The organism is Microvirga sp. P4_G7 (assembly GCF_056401005.1).
This window is the reverse complement of sequence record NZ_JBFUKD010000394.1, coordinates 1-3,540: the sequence shown is the minus strand read 5'-3', so window position 1 is coordinate 3,540 and position 3,540 is coordinate 1. Positions and strand designations below refer to the sequence as shown.

3 protein-coding genes and 1 tRNA gene are annotated in these 3,540 nt (G+C 63.2%); 2 read left to right on the top strand and 2 right to left on the bottom strand.

The window, feature by feature from the left end:
* Window positions 1-241 precede the first annotated feature (241 nt).
* A tRNA-Glu gene (locus AC1DT3_RS15245) sits at window positions 242-317 on the bottom strand.
* Window positions 318-416: 99 nt separating this feature from the next.
* Here AC1DT3_RS15245 and AC1DT3_RS15240 point away from each other — a divergent pair.
* Together AC1DT3_RS15240 and rpoH are read left to right on the top strand one after the other, a co-directional pair.
* Window positions 417-1,415, top strand: coding sequence for an RluA family pseudouridine synthase (locus AC1DT3_RS15240; RefSeq protein WP_477466090.1), 999 nt, complete (start codon window positions 417-419; stop codon window positions 1,413-1,415).
* Window positions 1,416-1,603: 188 nt separating this feature from the next.
* Window positions 1,604-2,491: an RNA polymerase sigma factor RpoH gene (gene rpoH, locus AC1DT3_RS15235; protein WP_477466089.1), complete on the top strand. Its 888-nt coding sequence runs from the start codon at window positions 1,604-1,606 to the stop codon at window positions 2,489-2,491.
* Between the two features lie 64 nt (window positions 2,492-2,555).
* Here the strand turns inward: rpoH and AC1DT3_RS15230 are convergent.
* On the bottom strand, window positions 2,556-3,540 hold a 985-nt coding region (locus AC1DT3_RS15230; RefSeq protein WP_477466088.1), incomplete at its 5' end, for a histidine kinase.

Sequence of the window (3,540 nt, the reverse complement as noted above, 5' to 3'; positions counted from 1 at the left end):
GGGATAGACTTAATCCTTGATCACAGGTCCCCGCCCAAACCTAGCCTCAGAATTGTTACGTTAGATTCCTCACCTCGAGGCGAGAGCTGAGCAGGAAAAACTGGCGCGCGACGGTATGGCGTCGGTCGTGCGATTACTGAGGCCTAAAAATCCCGCTGGAAAGTAAAAAGGCCCGCTTCGGCGAACCGTGGGCGAACCTCACTGGCTAAACCAGCCGCAACTCATTGAGTTCGAAGATGTTTGGCGCTCCCTAGGGGAATCGAACCCCTGTTTTCGCCGTGAGAGGGCGACGTCCTAGACCGCTAGACGAAGGGAGCTAGCAAGTGGAAGGCCGCTCGTATAACCAGCTTGTCCGATGCCTTCAAGGGCCTTGCGCCAAAAAAGGCCTCGGCGGACGAGCAAATAAGGGGATTTCGTTGAGCGGTGAGACGCAGCGTGAATGGATTGTCGCGGATGAGGCCTCACCCGATCGGTTGGATCGGGTGCTGGCCCAGGCTTGGCCCGACCTGTCGCGCAGCCGCCTGCAGGCGCTGATCAAGGACGGCCACGCCACGCTCGACGGGGCCATGGTCAAGGATCCGAACCGGAAGGTTCCGGCCCGCAGCGTCATCTCTCTCGTGGTGCCGCCTCCGGTCGCGGCCGAGCCCGTCGCGCAGTCCATGGACCTCGTCGTGGTGTACGAGGACGATGACGTCATCGTGATCGACAAGCCTCCGGGGCTTGTGGTCCATCCAGCGGCCGGGCACGAATCCGGGACCCTGGTGAACGCACTCATCGCCCATTGCGGCGATAGCCTTTCAGGGATCGGCGGAGTGAAGCGTCCAGGCATCGTCCACCGTCTCGACAAGGACACGTCCGGGCTTCTCGTGGTGGCAAAGAACGACCGCGCGCATAAACGCCTCGCCGACCAGTTCGCCGATCACGGCCGAACGGGTCCCCTCGAGCGCGCCTATCTGGCGCTGGTCTGGGGCGTGCCCGACCGGCAGCACGGCACCGTCGAGGCCGCCCTGGCCCGCAGCACCCACAACCGTGAGAAAATGGCTGTGGTCTCCGAGGAGAGCGGTCGTTTTGCGATTACGCATTACCGGATCGAGGAACGTCTCCCCGCGACAGCGCCGGCGGCGACATTGGTGCGATGCGAACTCGAAACCGGGCGGACGCACCAGATCCGCGTGCACATGGCTCATATGGGTCATCCGATCCTGGGCGATCGGGTTTACGGATCGGGGTTCAAGACAAAGGCGAACCGCCTGTCGGAAGCTCAACAGAGCGTCCTGCAGAGCCTCGGGCGCCAAGCGCTGCATGCGGCCGTCCTCGGTTTCGAACATCCGCGTACACGGGAGTTTCTGCGCTTCGAAAGTCCGTTACCCGCCGACATGACCGTGCTCGTCGAGGCGCTCCGTACGGCACGATAGGCGTCAATCCGACGCACAAACACAGGAGGCGGGCACCGACTCGGTTTCACGACGTTGTCACCATTCACGGTACCGACGCCTCTATTCGGTCAAGGTCTCCATGACTATATATGGAGGGGCGGCCGGCCGTATGAGGGGGCCGCTTTCGGCTCGCCTCGATCGGAGGGGGCCAAGGAAGGAAAAGGTATATGGCAGCAGCGCTACCCGTTCTTGCCAACGAAGGGGGCCTATCCCGCTATCTCGACGAGATCCGCCGTTTCCCCATGCTGGAACCGCATGAGGAATACATGCTCGCCAAGCGTTGGCGCGAGCACGGCGACCGAGAGGCGGCCCATAAGCTCGTCACGTCGCACCTGCGCCTCGTCGCCAAGATCGCCATGGGCTATCGCGGATATGGACTGCCCATTGGGGAAGTCGTGTCCGAAGGTAATGTCGGCTTGATGCAGGCCGTGAAACGCTTCGAGCCCGAGAAGGGCTTCCGTTTGGCCACCTACGCCATGTGGTGGATCAAGGCGGCGATTCAAGAGTATATTCTGCGCTCGTGGTCGCTTGTGAAAATGGGCACCACCGCGAACCAGAAGAAGCTGTTCTTCAACCTTCGCAAAGCCAAGAGCCGCATTTCCGCGCTCGACGAAGGTGATCTTCGTCCCGATCAGGTCAAGCAGATCGCGACCCAACTCGGCGTGAACGAGCAGGACGTGGTGGAAATGAACCGCCGCCTTGGTGGCGACACGTCGCTCAACGCGCCGCTGCGCGAAGAGGGCGAAGGCGAGTGGCAGGATTGGCTGGTCGACGACAGCGTCAGCCAGGAGCAGTTGCTTGTCGCCGAGGAGGAGGGCCAGAACAGGCTGTCCGCCCTGCGCAACGCGCTTTCCGTCCTCAATCCTCGCGAGCGGCGCATCTTCGAGGCACGCCGTCTCTCGGATGACCCGATGACGTTGGAGGATCTTTCCACGGAGTTCGGGGTGTCACGCGAGCGCGTCCGTCAGATCGAGGTAAGGGCCTTCGAAAAGGTGCAGGAAGCGGTCAAGAAGAACCTCGCCCAGATCGAAAATCCGGCCGAAGCACCAGCCTGATCGGTCATCGTCGACAATGCTTCAAGCCGCGGTCGGCCACCGCGGCTTTTTTATTGCGGCAGGACTACTGCCACTGACGGAAGGCGTTGTTGATGACCTGCTCGCCGGACGCACCCTTCTCGAAGCTGAGAATGGCCCGTTGTCCCGACGCCATGCGCACGGGAAGGTCGATCCAGTTGCGATGAACGAACATCTCGACGTTGCGCTCGATATCGCCTGCGAGATTCGACAAGCCGATGAGGAAAATGTTCTCGCGCAYCGGAACCGGAAGTCCAGCCAGTGGCGTCCCGCGTGCGGCTTCCTCGTTCTTGAACTGAAGTAGGCCGATATCGCGAATGACACGGCCGGTATCGCCCGCCTTGGTGGCGAAGACGAGTTCGACCGTGTGCGAGGCCGGAAGCGTCGCGTCCGTATTGCGACGGATCGTCATGTTCAGGTTGAGCCCTGCATCGGGAATCTCGATGGTCGCCTTGACCGCCGTTTCCAACGGCTGGCCCTGGCCGCCGCTGACGTTCTCGAGTCGCCAGACCACACGTCCGACCTGCGCTTTCGGGGTCTGCGGATTGGCCGGGTCTTCCTCGTAGAAGACGGCCCGCTGAGCCACACCGACATCGGTGCGGGCCCCTTGCGCGGGAGCCTGCGTTTGGGCCTGAGCTTGTGCTTGAGCTGGCGCCGCTGCGGGAGCCCCTGGAGCACCGACCCGTTCAGCGAATTTGCCGTTGTCCTGGGCGGGCCGCGCTGCCGGCGCCTCGGTGACGGCGGCTTGCTGCGGCAGATCCTCCGGCCTGTCCCGCAGCCACCATGCGGCAAAACCGATGGCGGCGATCACCAGCGCGAGAACGGTTCCGAGCAAGACCGTGCGACCACGTCCCGAGTTTGCAGCTGGGGGCCTGGTCTCGACGCGCGGCCGCGAGACGGGCTCTTCCACATCGAGGAGCTCCTCGTCCAACGGCTCGGGATCCGACGGCAGTGGGCGGTTGGCGGCCGCAGGCGGCTGCGGCACGACGGCGCTGGCCGTCTCCGGTGGCAGCGCGTACGTCGCTTCGACG

Excerpts from the sequence above, each read along its gene's own strand:
- rpoH (WP_477466089.1), top strand. The coding sequence starts at position 1,604 with ATGGCAGCAGCGCTACCCGTTCTTGCCAACGAAGGGGGCCTATCCCGC.